Origin of the sequence: Paenibacillus senegalimassiliensis (assembly GCF_001486585.1) — a bacterium.
Taxonomy (GTDB): domain Bacteria; phylum Bacillota; class Bacilli; order Paenibacillales; family Paenibacillaceae; genus Fontibacillus; species Fontibacillus senegalimassiliensis.
Window position 1 is genome coordinate 1 of record NZ_LN909044.1, and the last position, 18,189, is coordinate 18,189.

Sequence of the window (18,189 nt, forward strand, 5' to 3'; positions counted from 1 at the left end):
TCCGTCTTTCCCAAGTCTCCCATGCGAGAGGCTTGCGTATCCGGTATTAGCTAACGTTTCCGTTAGTTATCCCAGGCTTACAGGCAGGTTACCTACGTGTTACTCACCCGTCCGCCGCTAAGTTATTTAGGAGCAAGCTCCCAAATAACTCCGCTCGACTTGCATGTATTAGGCACGCCGCCAGCGTTCGTCCTGAGCCAGGATCAAACTCTCCAATAAAGTGTTTGACTTGCTCATGTAAACTTGCTGACGAGAACTTTCGTTCTCTTTATTTCTTACTCACTCGTTGTTCAGTTTTCAAAGATCAACTTGTCTTCGTGTCGACCGCCGTGTTTCAGCGGCAACTTCTATATAATATCAACTGCTCAATATAAATGCAAGAGTTTTTTTCAAAAAAGATATATACCAAGCAAATAGGTCTATCAGCAGCGATACTTTCAGTCTCTTACCCCCTGATGCCAATGCTCTCCGATAAGCTAATATATTCATGTTAAAAAACCGGACCAATCTATTAGATAGGGTCGGCTATGAACCTTTCTTCTATTATATATAAAATATCTCGTTCGGCTGGACAAACACGTTTATTACTTTTAGGTACTATAAAAGAAAAAACTCCCCTTTCTCAGCAGCGGTTGTCCAGAAATGAACCCATCTGCTTGGAAAGGGGAGTTACTTGGCCTTACGCCAATAAAGTTGCTATAACACTATGCCATATGTTAGCCTGCGCTTCCAAGGAATACGTAGCGCAGAATAATCAGAACAAACAGCACCCACATTAACCAGTGAATATCGTATTTCTTCTTGCCCAACAGGTTGGCGACAAACGCCAGAACTACATAGAATACAACCCCGAACGAAATCCCGTTAGCGATGTTGTAAGTGAAAGGCATCATCGTTACGGTCAGGAAGGCAGGAATTGCAACGACCATGTCCTGGAAGTCAATTTCCTTGATGGATTGAACCATCAGCACACCTACGATAATCAAGGCTGCTGCTGTAGCTGAACCTGGAATCAAAGCGATAACTGGAGCCAGGAACAAGGCAAGCAGGAAGCACACGCCTGTGGTTACTGCGGTCAAACCAGTACGTCCACCTTCGGCAACCCCCGCTGCGCTCTCTACATAAGCTGTCGTAGTTGAGGTTCCCAGCATAGCGCCGCCCGTTACAGCAACGGCGTCAACCAGCATCGCTTTACCTACGCGTTTCTTGCCCTCTTGTGGGTCCTTCATGATACCGGCGCGAGTAGCTGTACCCACCAAAGTACCGAAAGTATCGAACAATTCAACGAATGTAAATGTGGCGATGGCTGAGATAATCCCGGTATGCAGAATACCTTCCCAGTCAAACTTCATAAAGTTGATTTGAGTGAAATCTGGAATCCATTTGGCTTCGCTGGCCGATACCGAGTTGAAATCAACCGCACCCATCAGGATAGCTGCAATCGTTGTTCCGACAATACCTAGCAAAATTGCACCACGCACGTTCAGAACCATCAGAATGCCGATCAGGAGCAGACCGATCAAGGCAAGCTGTACATCTGTATTATGCAGGCTCCCCAAATGAATTACTGTTTCAAAGGAAAGCACATCCGTAAACGTATGTGCAGGAATGTCGCTGCCCGCTTCTACGCCCACTGTCATGAGGCCACTGTTCTTCAGGCCGATAATCGTAATAAACAAACCGATCCCGACCGTAATAGCATGCTTCAGCGAATCCGGAATGGCATCCAGCAGCATTTGGCGAATCTTGGTCACGGTCAAGAGAATGAAGATCAAACCGGAGATAAAGACGGCGGTCAAACCCATTTCCCAAGTAAAAGGATGATCTGTTGATGCTGATGAAAGAACTACGGAGGCAAAATAGGCGTTCAACCCCATGCCTGGTGCAAGCGCTACGGGAAAGTTAATGAACAGCCCCATGGCGATGGTGAAGATCCCGGCGGCAAGAGCCGTTGCCAGAAATACAGAATACCAGCCCATGTCAATTTGACCAAAGGCGGTCAGCGTATTCGGGTTGACTGTCAGGATGTAGGCCATAGCCATAAATGTGGTCAAGCCGGCCATAATCTCCGTACGCACCGTTGTACCATTCTGTTTCAGTTTAAAAAACCGATCCATGATTAAAATACTCCCCCTTATGATGAGTCGGACAACGACAAAAAGCCGAGGTGTTCTCCCCCGGGTTCCGTACATCCAGAAGAATCGCTCCAAAGGCGTAAAGCCTTGGTGGAAGTCCGGCCCCATTCCGAAAAATTCACGTAACGACACGTCATCGGAGCGGCCAAAACCAGCGGTTCCTCTTTTCGTAGCCAGATCATTTACGGTGACCTCGTAGAGACTTCCGGGCCTATTCCCGGAATTATACGAAAGGATTTAATTTTCTTTGTCGATATCCTCGAAAGCCCTGCAATGAAGGCTTATCACATGATTCATTCTAGGCGGACACGCTGGAGATGTCAACAGAAAAAACGAATATTCAACAAGGTTTTACACTTTAACGTTCGACATCTAGACAAATATGTCATGAATTACTCGTTCTTGAGCAGATGCTGCAAATCGTATCCCGTCGGGTTCTGGAAGATTCTTAGGCCGAATTCAGGCGCTACGGCAAAAATATGGTCAAAAATATCCGATTGCACCTCTTCATAAACAGCCCAGTTAATATCGTTAACAAAGGCGTAGATCTCCAGCGGAATCCCGGTTTCGGTCGGCTGTAACTGCCTGACGATACAGGTCATGTTCTGATGAATGCTTGGGTGATGCTGAAGGTACCGCAGAATATAGGCACGGAAGATGCCGATATTCGTCATGGCCCGGCCATTCACTTTGACTGAACGGTCCATTCGATGCTCCAAATTGTACTGCTCGATGTCGATCTCTTTTTGAGCAATATATTCCTGCAAATAATGAATTTTCTTGAATTTGTCCAGCATCTCCGATCCTACGAAGACAATACTGCTAGTATCCACGAAGACCGAACGTTTGATTCTCCGTCCGCCAGAGCTTTGCATCCCTCTCCAGTTCTTGAAGGAGTCCGAGATCAGCGCATACGTTGGAATCGTCGTAATGGTCTTATCAAAGTTCTGCACCTTCACCGTGTTCAAGGAAATATCAACGATATCCCCATCTGCCCCATACTTCGGCATCTCAATCCAATCGCCCACGCGCACCATGTCGTTGGAGGTAAGCTGAACTCCGGCAACAAGCCCCAGAATGGAGTCCTTGAAGATCAGCATGATGATAGCCGACAGAGCCCCGATGCCGCTAAGCAAAATAACCGGACTTTGTCCAATCATGGTCGAGATCAATAGAATGCCACCAACGATGAACACAAAAATCTTTGCCACTTGAATATAACCGCGAATCGGACGAGCCTTGGCAATTTCATACGTGGCATAAATATCATGAATTGCATTGAGGAACGCATTCACGACCATTAACGATATTATGATAATATACAGAATAACGCCTTTTACGATAAGCGTCTGATAAGCCGGGAACAAAGAAGCAGCATAATAAATAATGATGGCCGGAACCACATGGACCAATTTATGAAACACCTTGCGTTCCAGTATATAGTTATCCCACTTGATGCGGTTGCTGCGAATTGAATAAGTGATAATTCTCAGAATAATCCCTCTAGCCACAAAATGTGCAACCATGCTTAATATGATAATTCCCACGATGCCAATAGCATTGGCCAAGCCGCCGACAAGTTCATCAGCAACTCCCATTTCTGCAAGCCAATTCTGGATGAATTCCATAGTTATCTCCTTTATTTATACTCACGCACAGCGCACGGCGTATAAGCTTCAATAAATGGCTCAATCTCCACTATATCCTCTGCGAACAAAATCTTCTCGAAATCTGTATGAGTTAAAAATCCTTCTTGCACCATCTTTGTATACTGCTGCTTTAACTCCTCGTAAAATCCGGTCTGATTCATAAAAATGCAGGGATGCGAATGCTGGCCGATCCTTCCCCATGAGATGACTTCCGTAATTTCCTCCAATGTACCGGGACCTCCTGGAAGCGCAATATACACATCACCAAGTTCAATCATTTTCATTTTCCGTTCATGCATGGTCTGTACAATTTCAAGACGCGTAAGTCCCGGATGAGCCAATTCTCTCCCTACCAAGAACTCCGGCATTACACCTATCACTTGTCCTCCACGAGCTAAAACGTAATCTGCAAGCATTCCCATCAAGCCAACATTTCCCCCGCCGTAAACCAGTACATGTCCTTCTCCTGCAATCCACTCTGCCAATTCCTTGGCTATTCGTGGGTACTTCTCATCATGTCCAAGAGCTGCCCCGCAATAAACTGTAACCCGCATGATCCTAATAACACTCCATTCTGTCTATGCTATCATTATATTATATTAAATATACCGGGGGTTAGAAATGGTGGACATTACTCAATATCAACAATGGATTATAGAATTCTACAAAACAAGAAACTGGTATCAATATGAACCCTTTATTCGCATAGGCTTTCTGACTGAAGAGGTTGGGGAAGTGTCCCGTGCAGTGAGAAGCATCGAGATCGGTAGAGATCGCCCTGATGAGGCAAAGCTGGATCAAGCGCAATTAAAAGCTAACTTGGTTGAAGAACTGGGAGATGTGATGGACAACATTCTCATTCTTGCAGATAAATATGATATTTCTGTAGAAGATATTTTGCGATTGCATCAGGCCAAGTTGATTGCTCGATTTGAGAGTTGAATTTTAAGGGCGCATACGGCAGAAGCAATACAAAATGCCTGGTACACTTGTGAAATCTGCATTCCTAATTAAATAATAAAAAGGTCCTCTGCCCCACCTCTCAGTGGTTTTCGCAGAGGACCTTTTTTATAATACTTCTATTTAGTCTATTCCCACTCAATCGTAGCCGGTGGCTTCGACGTAATGTCGTACACCACGCGGTTGACGTTGTCTACTTCGTTGACGATACGTACCGAAATCTTCTCCAGCACGTCCCAAGGGATACGTGCCCAGTCGGCGGTCATGCCGTCAATGGAGGTTACGGCGCGAATGCCTACGGTGTAGGAGTAAGTACGAGCATCGCCCATCACGCCTACGCTGCGCATGTTCGGCAGGGCCGTGAAGTATTGCCAAATTTCGCGGTCAAGACCGGCTTTGGCAATCTCATCGCGCAGGATGTAATCGGAATCCCGAACGATCTTAAGCTTGTCCTCGGTGACTTCGCCCAATACGCGAATGGCAAGTCCTGGACCCGGGAAGGGTTGTCTCCAGACAATTTCCTTCGGCAGACCGAGCTCTTCGCCGACCTTACGCACTTCGTCCTTGAACAGCGAGCTAAGCGGTTCAATCAGCTTAAACTTCATATCCTCCGGCAAACCACCCACGTTATGGTGAGACTTGATCGTCTGCGCCGTAGCTGTGCCGCTCTCTACGATATCCGTATACAGCGTGCCTTGGGCCAGGAATTTGAAATCGTCAAACTTGGCCGACTCCTCGTCAAACACATAGATAAATTCGTTGCCGATGATTTTCCGTTTTTTCTCCGGATCATCTACACCTTCCAGCTTCGACAGGAAGCGATTACGCGCATCGATCTTGATTACTTTCATGTCAAACTTGCCAACGAACGTCTCCATAACGCTCTCCGCTTCACCCTTGCGCAGCAGTCCGTGGTCAATGAACATACAGGTCAATTGATCACCGATCGCCTTGTGAATCAGCATCGCCACGACCGAGGAATCCACGCCACCACTCAAAGCACAAAGCACGTTGCTATCGCCGACCTGGTTACGAATATCACGCACCGCATCCTCGATAAATGTCTCCATGCTCCAGTTGCCTTCACAACCGCAAATCTCATAAAGGAAATTACGAATCATCTCATTGCCGTGAATGGAATGACGAACCTCCGGGTGAAATTGTACGCCGTACATTTTCCGATCAGGATGGGCGAACCCGGCAATCGGGGCATGCTCCGTTGAAGCATCCACGACAAAGCCTTCTGGCAGCAAGGTCACATGATCTCCATGACTCATCCAAACGGTCTGTTTGGCTTCAAGTCCGCGTGTCAGGGCAGAGCTTTCGGTAAAATCAACGTCCGCCTTACCATATTCCCGCTTCTCGGCACGTTCTACCTTCCCACCAAGCTGATGCGCCATTAGCTGCATCCCGTAGCAGATGCCGAAGATGGGCACGCCAAGCTCATACACGCCAGGATCAATTCGAGGAGCATCCTCCGCATAAACGCTGGAGGGTCCACCCGAGAACACGATTCCTTTTGGCGAAATTTCACGCAAACGCTCCACTGACGTATTGTAAGGCAGCAATTCACTGTACACGCCCAAATCACGAATTCTTCTTGCTATCAATTGATTGTATTGTCCTCCAAAATCAAGCACCACAATCATTTCATTTGGCTTATTCATACCTGGCCTCCCTAGAATTATGACACCTATTATACGCAAGGTTAAAAGAGGTCGTCAAGGAAGTCCGGCGGCCACCGTACAGCCCTTCTATCGCGATTTGGAGGGATTTGCTCCACAGCTTGCCACGAAACCACGACATTGCTGCAAAAATTTTACGCTTTCTCTACGATTCAACTGCTCTCTTCCATAATAAAGCCGCTCCCAGGCCTGCACAAATCCTTCTGAATCTTTCAATACACCTGCTTGGCTTGAAAATATAAACTCCATATACTCCCTGGCCGTCATCCTGAAGGGCTTCGGACCATGCGTCTGGGCAAGCTCCGTCCATACCCGGTCTGCTGCCCGCAGCAACTCCATGCGACCAGGGAAACAGCGGCTTGCCGGATGCAGGTCCAGCCAGGACTGTATACCCCGAACATAATGGGGTATTTCCCGTAATAATAAAAGGGCAAACCCCAGGCCCAACAACGACGCCGCCGTGACAAATGGAGTTAATCTCCAGGTTCCTACGGCCATTCGCCAATCCGCAGCCAAAGCAGCAAGCTTAACCATAAACAACTTGAGTAGATCCGCTCGAATTTCCCGTAGGGCAGCAAGTTGTTCAGTGATTCCCTGGAGTTGACCATCTAATGAAGCCTTGGTATCCGTTCCCGCCGCTCCGGTGAAGCCGTCAAAACCAGGAGTCGGATCAAAGGGAACCCAGCCGGTGCCAGGAAAATACACCTCCACCCATGAATGGGCATCGGCATAGGTGACCGTGTAACGATACAGGCCTTGGTCATCTGTGGCAAGCTCCTTCGTATTACTAGTTGCCGCCGGTTCCCCTGGCGCAAATCCCTTGACCCAACGAGCGGGAATCCCTCCGCTGCGCAGTAAGACGATCATCGACGTAGAGAAGTGATCACAGTAGCCTATCCCATCCTCGAACAAGAAGCGGTCAACAAAATCTGCGCCATCCGGCGGAATTGTGGAGTTAAGCTGATATTCGTAATTCTCTTGTAAATATTTCTGGACAGCAGCGGTAGCCTCATATCGACTGCTCTCCTCCGCCACCAGTCGTGTGCCAAGCTCCCTTACCCGTCCGGGCAAGGAATCGGGAAGTTGCAGGAAGCGTTCGCTGATATAGGGCGGATCTTCGCCCTGGCTCTCCAGCAGCACCGCTCTGGTAGATGAGGGGATGTTCGACGATAGCTCATAACCATAAATTTGCTCCGACAGAGCCGCATCCTCGATGAATAACGAATCAGACAGGGCATCATAACGGGGCTGCACCTGTATAGGAGAACGCCGATTGCCGGTAATGACTCTTTCCAGCTTGAAGGGAAGCCCCCCGGACAGCAAGGGGACTCTTCCGGATATCGGCTCCTCAAACATGATGGTCTGTTTAATCCTATCCATATCGATATTTTGGACTGCCGGTTCTAAGGCCTCTCCCGAAATATCTGATGATTGAACCCAGCCGCGGCCCGTATACACACTTTTGCTCTCTCCGCGCCAGTAAGTGCTGTAGGGAGACAAGGCTGTAAAATAAGGATCATGTCGCAATTGCAAGGGTGCACCCAGTCTGGAATCGTCCAAGCCGTAGCCGGACACACTGAACGCTGCCACGCTCCCTTTCCCTTCACCCCATTCTGCACCGCTCCAGGTGGATACGCTTCGGACCATCTGCTCCCAGGATATAGTCCTTATGGGCTGCAAGGGCAGCAGAGAACTGAGCAAAGCGGCGCCCGCAACCCCCACCAGCACAAAGCCTGCGGCAGTCACCGTACCGGTCCCTCTGGAGGCGGCAGATTCACTTCGCTGAAAGGCCATCGCTTGGAGCACCAGTCCCATCGCAGCTACACGAATGACACCCAGATAGAGCTCCAGGCCAGCTACAGCTTCCAGCGTCAGCAGATACACAAAGGTCGCAGCGAGAAACAGCCAAATGCTCTGACGGGCAAGCGCCAGCATCTGTACAGATACCACCAGCAAGGTCCAGCCGATTAGTGATAACAACGCCCTACTCTCCATACTGACAGCGTAAAGTCTTCCCGAGCTTAAGAACTCGGACAGATCCGTGCGAAATAGTTCGGCATAGCTAAAGAACCAACCCAATCCCTCATCGCTGCCATAAAGATAGAGCATGGAAGCAGCAATCAACAACGGCGGCCCCACGACAAATATTCTGGACGGTAAACGAAAACAACCCATGAGGAGTAAAAGTCCCGTCAGAACAAAGAACAAAATAGTTGCCCGGCTGCTGCCTTCTGCAACCAAATGTTGAAGCGGATAAAGCCACTCGCTGAACAAACCAAACAATAATAATGAAATGGCCAGACGCATCCCGGCGGAAAGAACGGCTTGCCCTTCATGAAGAATCGGGAAAGTCTCGTGAGTAATCGTCAACCTTGGGTGGGCTCCCGCCGTAGCGGTCATACGTTCAGGCTCAGGCGCTGACATAGGGGCTCGCCTCCTTCTGACGCGGCTGTGTGAAGAGAGACAGGTCTACAACTCCAACCCCACGTTCCTTAAGCTTCTGTGCCAGCAGGGATGAAGGAGTCGATGAGGACAAACCGCAGGCGCACCAAATTTCCGCCGCGATCCCAAGCTCGGTGAGATGGAGCACACCTTCCGCCAATTCCGAGGTCATACGTCCCGTGATGACGGTCAGGCCCATACCTTGAGATAACAATCCCGGCCACTCTCGCTTAAGCAAATGCTCCGCAGACCCGCCGATCCCAAGCCGTAATCCGGCTAACGGTTCCAGACGATCGTAGAGCGCAGAGCCCGGAGTAGGCACAGAGGCTCCCGTCCATGAGCCCAGACATAACCGCGCCTTGCCCATGTCACCCGTGCCCGCCTCCCGGCGGAGCCAGGACGCAGCGGCCGAAACGGCTGTCTCAAAGGACTCCTCGCTACCAGACGAAGAACTGGTAACATAATCGTCCGTACTTGTGCTTAGCAGCAAATAACTGGCCTCTGCCTCCTGCTCCTCAGAAATGCGCGACAGCAATGTGTCCTTCTTGGCGGAATATTTCCAATGAATGAAGCGCAGCGGGTCGCCCGGCATATAGGCTCTCAACCTTCCGGGTGCCGAGGAGAGTAATGTGGAGTTCGGAGAGAAGGCTCCGCCTTCCTCAAGACCTCCTTGAGCCGATGCCTCCGGCAGACTTTCTGCCAAGGTAGCCGGATATACCACCAACGGCTTCTCTGTTCCGATGCTTCGGCTGCGCTTGAACCAGCCGAAGGGATCACCCCAGCTAAGCCGTAATGTTGTCTCCTTATATATGCCCCGGGGCAAGCCGGGCATTGTATACTCCGCTTGATAGTCCCGGCGCAATCCGGATAGGAAGATTTTCGAACCAGGACCAGCCGTGTTTCCCCCTCCAGCATGAGCAAGCAATTCGTCTTCGACCTGAAGCCAGAGCGGTGGCAGACCACCCTCGCAGCTTACATTTATATTCATCCTGATCTCATCGCCTGCCACGGGATGATCGGGAAGCCATGTACGCTCCACCTTGATTCGGCGCGGCCCAAACCAGGCCAGCATCGCACCCTGTATCATAATAAATCCGGTTAGCAGCAGCAGAAATAAGGTGGACACTCCTCCGCGCCAGGCATACCAGGCTCCTAGAGAACCGGCAGCCGCAAGGATAATCAGCCAAGCCCCTGCTGTAGACCTCATGATGAAGCCCCTAGCCGGGCGTATATGGGCACGTCGACTCGGGCCAGCACATCCGCAAGCGCCTGCTCTCCGCGCAGGTCAGCCAATTTGGCCTCCGTCTTCAATACAAGCCGGTGTGGCAACACCGCCGCTGCTACAGCCTGCACATCATCGGGCGTGACGAACATGCGCCCTTTATAATATGCCATCGCCTTTGCAGCACCCATCCAGGCCAGCGTTCCGCGCGGACTGATACCAAGCGCAATTTGCGGGTGCCGCCGTGAGGCGTCCGCTACGCTAACCATATAGCGCTTAATTGCATCATCCACCAATACACTGCGAACCTGTCGCTGCATCGCCATCATTTCCTCCGGCACCAACACCGGCTTGATCTCGGCTTCTGATGACCAGATATCCATACGTCCCAGCATATTAATCTCCTGCTCGGGTTCTGGATAACCGAGTGTCAACCGCATTAGAAAGCGATCCAACTGCGCCTCCGGCAAGCGGTATGTCCCTTCATATTCCAGCGGATTCTGCGTAGCCAGCAGCAAGAACGGCTTCGGCAAGGAGCGGGTTACCCCATCCACCGTTACCTTGCGTTCTTCCATCGCCTCCAATAGAGCAGACTGCGTCCGCGGAGCCGCCCGATTAATCTCATCAGCAAGCAGCATATGGGCAAATACAGGCCCTGGACGAAATTCAAATTCGCCATGCTTGGCATGATAGACATTCACCCCAGTTACATCCGAAGGCAACAGATCAGACGTGAACTGAATTCGTCCCAGTGTCCCGCCGATGCAAGCCGCGAGTGTACGAGCAAGCAGTGTCTTCCCTACTCCAGGCACATCCTCTAGCAAAATATGACCACCTGATAGCATCGCCACTACCGCTAGCTCAATTTCCTTCTTCTTGCCGACAATCACACGATCCACCCGTTCAACCAGACGCTCTAGCAGATATTGTGCGTGATCCTGATTCATCGTAAACTCCCTCCATCCCAGTAAGTACCTACCATACCGGTAATCTATGAATCAGTGTCCCCACAAACTAGGGGAAATAGACATAGAAGATAGAGGATCTCAGGAAATCTATCAACCGAAAGACAACGGGCGTACTACGCTTCTAAAGAGCCTGGACCCAATGTTCATCTCCCGTAGAGGATGCCTGAATCACTGGATGCCCTAGAGCTTGCAGGAGTGGTCGCAAAGGAACCCACAGGGCGTCATTCTTCCGTTCCACTTCGGCAATCTTCGTCACGAAGGTCACTCCGCCCCGCTCACTCGTCAGTACGCCTTCCTTAACATCCAGGGTTACAGAAGCATCCCCCCAGTTAATTACCGCGGTCTGTTCATCACCGTTCCACCGTACCTCCGCACCAAGCTGCTCCATAGCCGAACGTACCGGCACCCAATACTGCTGCTTCATCAATTCGTATTCTCCTGCCGCAAGCCTGGTCTGGACCCCTCCAGCCTCCACTCTAAGCGGCAATGCTGGACCAAATAGAGCAGCATTAGGCTCAATGTTAGCGGCTACCCAAGCCTTGGAGGGTGTGAGCCGGGCCTTGTCCTTCATTGCCGGAGAGACAGCAAAGTGAACAGGGGGTTGTTCAGACGACAACGTTCGGAAGACGTACCCTTGTTTCTTATAGAAATCAATAATTTCCGGAAGCGCCTTGACCGATTCGGCGTGCCCCTTCCCATCATGCAGCAAGACAATCATATTATTCTGGAGCCTGGACCCCTTAACGTTACTCACGATTTCAGCCGCAGGCACGCCCTTGCGCTTGGAATCACCGCTGTCCACATTCCAATCGAAGACAGTATATCCTCCTTGCTCCAGCAGATCGAAATAGGTCTGATCGAAATGACCATACGTGCCTCCGGGCGCTCGTACCAGCGGAGTCCGCGTACCTGTGATTTCTCGCAGCACCTCCTCGGTCGCCTTGATCTGCTTCCAGAAGTGGCCAAAGCTGGCATACAGCACATCGTATTTGTGATCATACGAATGATTGCCTAGAGCATGTCCCCCATCCACAATGCGTGTAATTACTTCCGGGGAACGCTTAGCCTGCTCGCCAAGCACGAAGAAGGTGGCCTTCACCTTTTCCTCCTGTAAAATTTTCAGCACCTGATCCGTGAGCGGACTGGGCCCGTCATCAAAGGTCAAATAGACAACTTTATCCGATTCAGCCTTCTTCGTCTCTTTCACTGCCTTCGGCTTTGCGGCACTCAAGGACACGGGTGCAAGTCTCACCAGGACAGGGACGGAATTGGCCTCCTCGTCTGCTTGAACCGGGTCAGCATATACTCCTTTAATTGTTGTATCTATCATCGGCTTAGCGGGTGAGGGCTTCTCCGTCTCTTGAGCCTTGGCCTGGGGAAGAACGGCTTCCCCAAGACTGGGCGGGAACGGCATATGAAGCATAATCATGCTGCCTAACACTATTGCGATCATGCCTGCGAACCATCGTTTGGAAATCCACTTTTGTTTCATTTACCCTCTACCTCCGCCATTCAAGTTAATGGTTATTATATGAATTCAGTTGCGTTCTGGTAGATTGTATGAAGCTAGACAAATAAATAGACTCAAAAAAAGAGCGATGCCGGATTCCTCCGGACATCGCCCCTTCTTGCCTATTCCCTACTTGGCCGTCTCCTGAATCGCAGCCAGCACTTCCTCCACATGCCCCTTGACCTTCACTCCACGCCATTCGCGAATGAGCTTGCCCTCCTCATCAATCAGGAAGGTGGAGCGCACGATTCCCTCATATTCGCGTCCATATAGCTTCTTAAGCTGCCAAACGCCAAACATGCGGCTCACCTCATGATCTTCATCCGACAATAACGGAAAGTTAAGCTCCTTCTTCTGAATGAATTTATCATGCGAGGCGACCGTGTCCCCGCTAATGCCCAGGACTGCTGCGCCATGCTCACCAAATACCTGCTGAAGATCGCGGAAATCGCAGGCCTCCTGCGTACATCCTGGCGTCATATCCTTGGGATAAAAATAAATGACCACCTTACGGCCACGAAATTCAGATAACGAGACTTCGGCTCCTCCGCTGGCGGGAAGACGAAAATCCGGGACCGGCTCGTCCAATCTAACCAACTGTACTTGTTCCGACACGATATATTCCTCCTTCAACGAAATGAAGCTAAAATTGATTGTAGCCCTAAAAGAAATTATAATGTAATGTTGTGTAGTATATCTATATGATAACCGAATTTATCGCCTTCTGCGAAAGGAACGAACCTAATGACGAAACGCACAAAACGAATCATCCTCTGGTCCGTGATCGGAGTCCTGGTTGCCGTGGCTGGCTTTGCTGCTTATTTCTTTACCGCGGTCTATAATCAGGTGGATAATTTTCAAAAAGAAGGGGAGCAATCTCCATTCTATAACGTACCTCCGACGGAAACAAAGGTTCCTGAACCGCCCAAATGGGAAGGCACGGAACGCGTTAATATTTTGCTGATGGGTGTGGATGCCCGCGGGCTCAGAAAAGGAGAAATTCCCCGCTCGGATACGATGCTGGTCGCTTCCCTTGATCCCGTGAGCAAGAAGGCCTATCTGTTCTCGATCCTGCGCGATACCTATACGCAAATACCGGAATATGGTACGGATCGAATCAATACAGCCATTACGCATGGTCCTAATACTGCGATGAAGGCCGTGTCTGATCTGCTCGGCATTTCCGTCCAATATTACGTCTATACCGATTTCCAGGGATTCATCGAGCTGGTGGATGCCGTGGGCGGTGTTGAGTTTTATGTAGAGAAGGATATGCGTTACACCAGTAAGGCGGACAATCACGAATTTGATATCGACCTCAAGAAAGGGCAGCAGCATCTGGATGGGGATACCGCCCTGCAATATGTACGGTTTCGCCATGACGCCCTCTCCGACTACACACGGACGGAACGGCAGCGGAACTTCCTGAAGGCTGTGGCAGACAAAATGAAGTCGACCACGTCCATCATGAAGCTCCCTTCTATCCTGGAGAAGATCAATCCTTATGTCGACACCAACCTGTCCATTCAGGATATGTGGAAGCTGGCAACTGTCGGCTACGACAGCCAGATGGTGGCGAGTGAGCAGATCCCTCCCATGGAATTGCTGGAGGAGATGACCGTTGGCGGCTCATCCGTGCTTGGCGTACGTAGTGAAGAAGGATTGAAGCAATACGTACAGGACGTATTTAATAAAAGCGAAGAAACCGGGACGGATAGTGACAGCACATCTGGAAACGGTACAAATAGCGAAGGCAACAGCAATGACAATAATGGCGGCTCGGGCAACGGCAGCGCAAGCAGTGAAGACTCCTCCGGTCCATGACCGGGGGAAGTTTTTTTGCGTCAATATTACTCTGTAAGAACTTGTTCAACTTATGTAGAACGAACTACAAACCTTATTTTGTCTGGAAAGGAAGTCATGAATCATGAATCGATTGCAATCAGAACGACTGTATGAAGAAGCACTTCAACATATCGTAGGAGGCGTCAACAGTCCCTCCCGCTCTTTCAAAGCGGTTGGCGGCGGGGCGCCTGTTTTTATGAAAAAAGCCGAAGGAGCCCATTTCTGGGATGTGGACGGCAACCGTTATGTCGATTATTTGGCAGCCTACGGCCCGATTATTACCGGCCATGCCCATCCGCACGTTACCAAAGCCATTCAGGAGGCGGCAGCCAACGGGACCTTGTACGGTACACCTACAGAGCTGGAAATTCGCATGGCCCGGATGTTGAAGGAAGCCATCCCTTCCATGGATAAGGTGCGGTTTGTCAATTCGGGCACCGAAGCCGTCATGACAACCATTCGCGTGGCCCGCGCCTATACGAAGCGGAACAAGATTATCAAATTTGCCGGTTGCTACCATGGCCACTCTGACCTGGTGCTGGTTGCGGCAGGCTCTGGCCCGTCCACACTAGGCATTCCCGACAGTGCAGGAATTCCGACCAGCATTGCCCATGAAGTCATTACCGTGCCTTTTAATCAAACGGAAGCCTTGCAAGAGGCCCTGGAGAAGTGGGGCGACGATGTTGCGGCGGTTATGGTCGAACCGATCGTCGGCAACTTCGGCATGGTCATGCCCAAGCCAGGCTTCCTGGAAGACCTCTGCCGTCTGGCACGGCAGCATGGCGCTCTCGTCATCTATGACGAGGTGATTACCGCCTTCCGCTTCCATTACGGCTCCGCGCAAACCTTCGCCGGGCTGCAAAATCATGAAGCCATCCAGCCCGACCTGACTGCGCTTGGCAAGATCATCGGCGGTGGTCTGCCGATTGGCGCCTACGGCGGCAGCAAGGAAGTGATGGAGCAGGTAGCCCCACTCGGTCCAGCCTATCAGGCCGGTACGATGGCAGGTAACCCTGCTTCCATCTCTGCCGGGATTGCCTGCCTGGAGGTTCTCCAAGGCGCTGGCGTCTACGAAGAGATGGATCGGCTGACCGTGAAGCTGACGGACGGCCTGGCTGAGTCAGCCCGCCGCCATAACGTACCACTGACGATCAACCGTATTCGCGGCTCGTTCTCCACTCATTTCTGCGATCACCCGGTCACGGACTATGAGGAAGCGCAGGATACTGATGGTGAGGCTTTTGCTGCCTTCTTCCGAGCAATGCTGAATAGGGGCGTGAATCTGGCACCATCCAAATATGAAGCCTGGTTCCTGACCACGGCGCATACGGATAGCGATATTGATTTCACCCTGGAAGCAGCCGATGCTGCATTTAAAGAAATTTCGCAATAAATTGGAGAGGAGGCCAGACCTATGCTCATTGAACTCAACCGCAAACTAAACAAGTTAATGCCCTTAATTACACCTACCGGCATTCTCATTGGCATCCTTTGCGGGAGCAGTCTGGCCTCCTATACTTATCTTTCTCCGTGGTTATTTGCCTTTATGACCTTTGCCGGCAGCATTAGCCTGAGCTTCAGGGACTTCCTGAACGTGCTCAAAAAGCCGCTCCCGTTAATGCTCTGCCTGTTCATTTTACATCTGGCCATGCCCGTACTGGCGATGACAGTAAGCCATCTGTTGTTCCCCGGAGACGCTTATATGCTGACCGGATTTGTCCTTGCAGCCGTCATACCTACCGGAATCAGCACCTTTGTCTGGGTCAGCATTTACAAAGGCAATATCGCCTTGACCCTGTCAATCATCCTGATTGATACGCTGTTGGCCCCCTTCATTGTGCCCGGGGTGCTATCCTTGCTGGTCGGCGCCAGTGTTCGCCTGGATGCCTTGTCGATGATCGGCAGCTTGTTCTGGATGATCGTCGCCCCTTCCCTGCTTGGGATGCTGCTCAACGAATGGAGCAAGGGGAAGATTATCTTGTCCTGGGGACCGTGGCTTAATCCCTTCTCCAAGCTAGGAATGGCTTGCGTCGTTGCCATCAACGGTGCGGTGGTCGCGCCTTATCTGAGCGACTTCAGCCCCAAGCTGCTTGGACTGGCCGCCGTCATCATCCTACTAGCGCTAGTCGGCTATCTGCTGGGCTTTGGCTTGTCCCGGCTGACCAGGCTTAACCAGTCAGATAAGGTCGCCCTGGTCTTCAATGGCGGTATGCGCAACATTAGCGCGGGGGCGGTGCTGGCGGTAACCTATTTCCCTGCTCCGGTGGCCGTTCCAGTCGTGCTGGGCATGGTGTTCCAGCAGTTGACAGCCTCGCTGATCGGCCTTGTGCTTGGGCGTCAAAATCGCAGGCAGCATCAGACTGACACAGCTTCTGCTGCGTAAGTTCAGGCTCCGGCAGGCAGCATGAAGAAACAATATGTTGCAGCAGACGGATAACGGCACTACGGGTTGATCTAAAGCTCCGCTTAGATAGATCTATGTTCTTTGTTGATAGATTGCGATATCATGAATAGATACGTACAAGATCTGCATCCGTTGGCTGGAGTAGCCATTGGGTGCAAATACACATCAGAAGGATGGGAGTCCCTTGAACCAAGCTAAAGTCCAACTACAACGTAACATCCCTCCCTTCCGGGCCGATCAGGTAGGCAGCCTGCTGCGGACGGAAGCCATCAAGCAAGCCCGTGAAGGGCGCGCAACCGGGCGCATCACTGCCGAGCAACTTCGGGAAGTCGAGAATGAAGAAATTCGCCGTATGGTGGACAAGCAGAAGGAAATCGGCCTCCAGGCGGTGACAGATGGTGAATTCCGCCGGGCGTGGTGGCATTTTGATTTTCTCGAAAATTTGGACGGCGTGGAAGGCTACGAAGCAGAAAGTGGCATTCAGTTCCACGGCGTACAATCCAAGGCTCACAGTATCAAGGTTACGGGCAAAATTGATTTCAACAATCATCCGATGCTCGAAGACTATAAATTTCTGCATGGTTTGGCAGGTACACATACCGCCAAGATGACGATTCCCAGCCCAAATATGCTTTATTATCGCGGTAAAATCGAAACACCGCTGTATGAAGACAAGGAGCAATTCTTCCAGGACCTCACCAAGGCCTATAAGAAAGCGATTCGCGCTTTCTACGATGCAGGCTGTCGGTACCTGCAACTGGACGACACCTCCTGGGCCGCCTTCTTCACCCAGGAATCTCGCGACAAACTGATTGCTGAAGGGAAAGATCCAGAGCAACTGCTTGAAATATCGACCAGAATGATCAACGAAGCGATTGCAGATCGTCCAGCAGACATGTATATTACGATGCACATTTGCCGTGGTAACTTCCGTTCCACCTGGACGGGCTCCGGGGGTTATGATGCCGCGGCTGAGGCTATCTTTGCCGGCCTGAACCTGGACGGATTGTTCCTGGAATTCGACGATGAGCGCTCCGGCGGCTTTGAGCCACTTCGCTACGTGCATCGCCCTGACTTACAGGTTGTCCTAGGGCTGGTTACCTCCAAATTCGGTGAGCTTGAGGATCAGGAAGCCATCAAACGCCGGATCGAAGAAGCCTCCCGCTATGTCGGTCTTCATCAGCTTTGCCTGAGTCCGCAATGTGGCTTTGCCTCCACCGAGGAAGGCAATCTGCTAGCCGAGGAACAACAATGGGCCAAGCTGCGCAGCGTCGTGGATATCGCCAACGACGTGTGGAAATAGACGATTAGAACGACAGCACCCCCCGCCAATACAGAGCTTGGCGGGGGGTGCTTTTTTAAAATTCAT

General features: G+C 51.0%; 14 protein-coding genes, 1 rRNA gene and 1 riboswitch. Of the genes, 5 read left to right on the top strand and 10 right to left on the bottom strand.

Annotated features, from left to right (window positions below):
- The 4 genes from BN3279_RS05805 to BN3279_RS05820 form a co-directional block, all read right to left on the bottom strand.
- A 16S ribosomal RNA gene (locus BN3279_RS05805) occupies nucleotides 1–219 on the bottom strand; the annotation flags it as partial.
- A gap of 497 nt (nucleotides 220–716) precedes the next feature.
- Nucleotides 717–2,117 (bottom strand): NCS2 family permease, encoded by a 1,401-nt coding sequence (locus BN3279_RS05810; protein WP_059049709.1) that lies wholly within the window; start codon nucleotides 2,115–2,117, stop codon nucleotides 717–719.
- Between the two features lie 168 nt (nucleotides 2,118–2,285).
- A riboswitch (purine riboswitch) is annotated at nucleotides 2,286–2,386 on the bottom strand.
- A gap of 141 nt (nucleotides 2,387–2,527) precedes the next feature.
- Nucleotides 2,528–3,763 carry a mechanosensitive ion channel family protein gene (locus tag BN3279_RS05815; RefSeq protein WP_059049710.1) on the bottom strand — a complete coding sequence of 412 codons (1,236 nt, stop codon included), beginning with the start codon at nucleotides 3,761–3,763 and terminating at the stop codon, nucleotides 2,528–2,530.
- An 11-nt stretch (nucleotides 3,764–3,774) separates the two neighbouring features.
- Nucleotides 3,775–4,338: an LOG family protein gene (locus BN3279_RS05820; RefSeq protein WP_059049711.1), complete on the bottom strand. Its 564-nt coding sequence runs from the start codon at nucleotides 4,336–4,338 to the stop codon at nucleotides 3,775–3,777.
- 70 nt (nucleotides 4,339–4,408) lie between these two features.
- Between BN3279_RS05820 and BN3279_RS05825 the strand changes: the two genes are divergently transcribed.
- Complete coding sequence (locus tag BN3279_RS05825) at nucleotides 4,409–4,726, top strand: MazG nucleotide pyrophosphohydrolase domain-containing protein (protein ID WP_059050459.1); 318 nt, start codon at nucleotides 4,409–4,411, stop codon at nucleotides 4,724–4,726.
- A 146-nt stretch (nucleotides 4,727–4,872) separates the two neighbouring features.
- Here the strand turns inward: BN3279_RS05825 and guaA are convergent, their stop codons facing one another.
- From guaA to bcp, 6 genes are all read right to left on the bottom strand, one after another.
- Nucleotides 4,873–6,411: a glutamine-hydrolyzing GMP synthase gene (gene guaA, locus BN3279_RS05830; RefSeq protein ID WP_059049712.1), complete on the bottom strand. Its 1,539-nt coding sequence runs from the start codon at nucleotides 6,409–6,411 to the stop codon at nucleotides 4,873–4,875.
- A gap of 87 nt (nucleotides 6,412–6,498) precedes the next feature.
- A complete protein-coding gene (locus BN3279_RS05835; RefSeq protein ID WP_059049713.1) occupies nucleotides 6,499–8,853 on the bottom strand; it encodes a transglutaminase-like domain-containing protein in 2,355 nt (784 codons plus the stop codon).
- The gene (locus BN3279_RS05840) at nucleotides 8,840–10,078 is read right to left on the bottom strand and encodes a DUF58 domain-containing protein (protein ID WP_059049714.1); all 1,239 of its coding nucleotides are present in this window, start codon (nucleotides 10,076–10,078) and stop codon (nucleotides 8,840–8,842) included. The genes BN3279_RS05835 and BN3279_RS05840 overlap by 14 nt, the downstream gene beginning before the upstream one ends.
- A complete protein-coding gene (locus tag BN3279_RS05845; protein ID WP_059049715.1) occupies nucleotides 10,075–11,040 on the bottom strand; it encodes an AAA family ATPase in 966 nt (321 codons plus the stop codon). Before BN3279_RS05845 ends, BN3279_RS05840 begins: the two co-directional genes overlap by 4 nt.
- Before the next feature lie 142 nt (nucleotides 11,041–11,182).
- Nucleotides 11,183–12,553, bottom strand: coding sequence for a polysaccharide deacetylase family protein (locus BN3279_RS05850; protein WP_059049716.1), 1,371 nt, complete (start codon nucleotides 12,551–12,553; stop codon nucleotides 11,183–11,185).
- A 147-nt stretch (nucleotides 12,554–12,700) separates the two neighbouring features.
- Complete coding sequence (gene bcp / locus BN3279_RS05855; protein WP_059049717.1) at nucleotides 12,701–13,186, bottom strand: thioredoxin-dependent thiol peroxidase; 486 nt, start codon at nucleotides 13,184–13,186, stop codon at nucleotides 12,701–12,703.
- A gap of 129 nt (nucleotides 13,187–13,315) precedes the next feature.
- Between bcp and BN3279_RS05860 the strand changes: the two genes are divergently transcribed.
- The 4 genes from BN3279_RS05860 (at nucleotide 13,316) to BN3279_RS05875 (ending at nucleotide 18,123) form a co-directional block, all read left to right on the top strand.
- Nucleotides 13,316–14,395: an LCP family protein gene (locus BN3279_RS05860; RefSeq protein ID WP_059049718.1), complete on the top strand. Its 1,080-nt coding sequence runs from the start codon at nucleotides 13,316–13,318 to the stop codon at nucleotides 14,393–14,395.
- 103 nt (nucleotides 14,396–14,498) lie between these two features.
- The gene (locus tag BN3279_RS05865; protein WP_059049719.1) at nucleotides 14,499–15,809 is read left to right on the top strand and encodes a glutamate-1-semialdehyde 2,1-aminomutase; all 1,311 of its coding nucleotides are present in this window, start codon (nucleotides 14,499–14,501) and stop codon (nucleotides 15,807–15,809) included.
- A gap of 21 nt (nucleotides 15,810–15,830) precedes the next feature.
- A complete protein-coding gene (locus BN3279_RS05870; protein ID WP_059049720.1) occupies nucleotides 15,831–16,799 on the top strand; it encodes a bile acid:sodium symporter family protein in 969 nt (322 codons plus the stop codon).
- A 205-nt stretch (nucleotides 16,800–17,004) separates the two neighbouring features.
- On the top strand, nucleotides 17,005–18,123 hold the full coding sequence (locus tag BN3279_RS05875; RefSeq protein ID WP_059049721.1) for a 5-methyltetrahydropteroyltriglutamate--homocysteine S-methyltransferase: 1,119 nt from the start codon (nucleotides 17,005–17,007) through the stop codon (nucleotides 18,121–18,123).
- Nucleotides 18,124–18,189 lie beyond the last annotated feature (66 nt).